The sequence below is a fragment of the Cyanobium gracile UHCC 0281 genome (assembly GCF_034931305.1).
In the GTDB taxonomy this organism is placed as follows: domain Bacteria; phylum Cyanobacteriota; class Cyanobacteriia; order PCC-6307; family Cyanobiaceae; genus Cyanobium; species Cyanobium gracile_A.
The window spans coordinates 1-2,338 of sequence record NZ_JAYGHY010000115.1 but is presented as its reverse complement, the minus strand read 5'-3'; the positions used below and the strand labels follow the sequence as shown (position 1 = coordinate 2,338).

General features: G+C 71.1%; 5 protein-coding genes and 2 pseudogenes. 2 read left to right on the top strand and 5 right to left on the bottom strand.

What is annotated here, in order from left to right; translation table 11 throughout:
* Window positions 1–224, top strand: a pseudogene (locus VB739_RS16515) (resolvase); the annotation flags it as partial.
* On the opposite strand, the gene VB739_RS16510 reads toward VB739_RS16515, so the two are convergent.
* From VB739_RS16510 to psbH, 4 genes are read right to left on the bottom strand one after another with little or no spacing between them, the layout of a single operon-like run.
* Window positions 225–482, bottom strand: coding sequence for a DUF3146 family protein (locus VB739_RS16510; RefSeq protein ID WP_323358103.1), 258 nt, complete (start codon window positions 480–482; stop codon window positions 225–227).
* Between the two features lie 56 nt (window positions 483–538).
* Window positions 539–1,147: an aminoacyl-tRNA hydrolase gene (gene pth / locus VB739_RS16505; RefSeq protein ID WP_323358102.1), complete on the bottom strand. Its 609-nt coding sequence runs from the start codon at window positions 1,145–1,147 to the stop codon at window positions 539–541.
* A 13-nt stretch (window positions 1,148–1,160) separates the two neighbouring features.
* A complete protein-coding gene (locus VB739_RS16500; RefSeq protein WP_323358101.1) occupies window positions 1,161–1,451 on the bottom strand; it encodes a TatA/E family twin arginine-targeting protein translocase in 291 nt (96 codons plus the stop codon).
* Window positions 1,452–1,470: 19 nt separating this feature from the next.
* A complete protein-coding gene (gene psbH / locus VB739_RS16495; RefSeq protein WP_015109629.1) occupies window positions 1,471–1,671 on the bottom strand; it encodes a photosystem II reaction center phosphoprotein PsbH in 201 nt (66 codons plus the stop codon).
* 126 nt (window positions 1,672–1,797) lie between these two features.
* On the opposite strand from psbH, the gene psbN reads away from it, so the two are divergent.
* A complete protein-coding gene (gene psbN, locus VB739_RS16490; RefSeq protein WP_015109630.1) occupies window positions 1,798–1,947 on the top strand; it encodes a photosystem II reaction center protein PsbN in 150 nt (49 codons plus the stop codon).
* Here the strand turns inward: psbN and VB739_RS16485 are convergent.
* A pseudogene (locus tag VB739_RS16485) lies at window positions 1,935–2,338 on the bottom strand (alpha-mannosidase); the annotation flags it as partial. The gene psbN and the pseudogene VB739_RS16485 overlap by 13 nt on opposite strands.

Genomic DNA, 2,338 nt, shown 5'->3' with positions numbered 1-2,338 from the left:
GCTTGGAGCCCCTGCTGCCCGTGGAGCTCGTCGACGAGCGCGGCACCACCCTGGCGGCGCGGCGCCGCTATTGGGAGCTGTTTCCCGCCCGGGGCTGGCGCCAGCTGCTGCCCCTGGGCCTGCGCCAGCCCCCCCGCGACTGGGACGACGTGGTGGCCCAGCTGCTGCTGGAGCGCCGGCTGGGGCGGGATCTGCCGCGGCACGTGGCGGCCGGCGGTGCCTGATCAGAACGAAGCCCGCACCGTGAACACGTAGTCGCCGCCGGGTTCGAGCTGGTAGTCGGCCTTGAGCAGGAAGCGCAGCAGGGCGTCCTGAATCAAGGCGCGCCCCAGCGAGGGCTCCACCTCGAGTTCACCGCGGTCGAAGGCCCAGCGGAAACTCCACTGGAACGTGCCCGCCGTGATCTCGCCCTCCAGCAGGCAGGGGCTGAAGCTCTGGCGCAGCACCCGCAGCTGAGCGTTGGTGGCGGGAAGGCGACTCACAGGAAACGGGGGGTCTGCGACGGGGGAGGTGGCGCCGTCGGTGTCGATCGATGCTCTCAGGATGGCGGCGGATCGGAGCGAAAACTGTTCAGGCGGTTGGCGGCCCGCTCCAGACCAACCCGGCGGATCAGGTCGATGCCCGCCTCCACCTCCGCCAGCACCGTCTCCAGCACGGGCCGGTCGGCGGCGGAGAACTTGCCCAGCACGTGCGACACCGTGCGGGCCCGGCGCTCCTCCGGCGTTTCTCCGGGCGCACCGATGCCGATGCGCAGCCGGGCGAAGGACTCGCTGCCCAGGTGGTCGATCGTGCTGCGCAGGCCGTTGTGGCCGCCGGCCCCGCCCGCGGCCCGCACCCGCAGGCGCCCCAGGGGCAGGTCCATGTCATCCACCAGCACGAGCATCTGGGCGGGCTCGAGCCGGAACCAGTCGAGGGCGGCGCGAATCGAGCGGCCGCTGTCATTCATGAAGGTCTGGGGCATCAGCAGCCGCAGTCGCTTGTCCCCTTGCCCCACCTCGGCCAGCAGCCCGTGCAGGCGGCCCTGGTTGCGGAAGCTGGCGCCATCGGCGCGGGCCAGCCGCTCCAGCACCATGAAGCCGACGTTGTGGCGGGTGTCGGCATAGCGGGCGCCGGGATTGCCCAGGCCCACCAGTAAGTGCAGATCCAACGGATGGCCGTCCTCAGCTGGCGGGGCCGTTGGAGGGAGCGGCGCTCTCCTCGACCACCACCGCCGGCGCTGCAGCGTCAGCCGCCGGCGGGATGGCGGCGGGGGGCCCAGAGATGTCGGTGGGCTGATCGGTGCCCACGGCCGTACGGAACTCCTTCTCGAACTCCTGCGAGGCTGACTGGAAACCGCGCAGGGTGCGTCCCAGGGTCTTGCCGAGCTCGGGCAGGCGCTTGGGTCCGAAGACCAGCAGTCCGATGGCGGCGATGACCGCCATCTCGGGCAGACCGATGCCGAAGATGTTCATGGACAGGGGGCGAGAGGAATCAGCCGACGCCGTTCCAGTTGACGTTGATGCCCTCGAGCAGGAGGGACTTGTTGTACAGCTGCAGGATCACCAGAAGGAACACCAGGAAGAGCAGCATGAACACGCCCATCACGGGGGTGGTCCCCCAGCCAGGCACCACCTTGCCGTACTCGGAATTCAGGGGGCGCAGCAGGTTTCCCAGACGGGTGCGTTGGGCCATGGCAGCTCGAACCTCTCAGGCACGGGATCGCGGTGCTTACTGTAAGGGTCTCTCCGGCCGCACCGAGTTGGGCTGTCGAGAGTTGTGACGGAAGCCCCGCGCCCCCTGCCCCGCCTGAGAGCCCCCATGGATCCCGCTGCCAGCACCTCCCCCGCCCTCTCCGTGGCCCTCGCGGTGCTCGCCGTGCTCCTGGCCCTGACCGGTTTTGGCGTGTACACCGCCTTCGGCCCCCCGTCCAAGGGCCTCACCGATCCTTTCGACGATCACGACGACTGAGCCGTCGCGACCTTCTGCAGCGTCCAGTGCCCCAGTTGCCAGGGGGTCAGCTGCAGCGGATCGCCGCCGCCCCCCAACCCCTGGCCCAAGCCGTCGCAACGCTCCAGCACGGTCCAGTCGGGACCGATCGAGAGGCGGCGCCGGCAGGGCCCGAGGTTCTGCACGCTGAGCAACGCCTGCCTCGCCCTCCCCTGGTCGCCGTCCGCCGGCAGCGGCCGCAGGGCCACCAGCTGCAGATCGTCGCCGAGCGAAGGGAAGAGCGTTTCGGCCGGTGCGGCTGAGCCCCCCGCCGCAGCCACCGGGCGGCACCAGAGCGGTTCCCGCAGACGCGTGGCCTGCTGGGGCGCGGCGGCGGCCCGCCAGCCGCCGGGGCAGGGCAGCAGGGCCAGCC

Excerpts from the sequence above, each read along its gene's own strand:
- VB739_RS16500 (WP_323358101.1), bottom strand. The coding sequence starts at position 1,451 with ATGAACATCTTCGGCATCGGTCTGCCCGAGATGGCGGTCATCGCCGCC.
- psbH (WP_015109629.1), bottom strand. The coding sequence starts at position 1,671 with ATGGCCCAACGCACCCGTCTGGGAAACCTGCTGCGCCCCCTGAATTCC.
- psbN (WP_015109630.1), top strand. The coding sequence starts at position 1,798 with ATGGATCCCGCTGCCAGCACCTCCCCCGCCCTCTCCGTGGCCCTCGCG.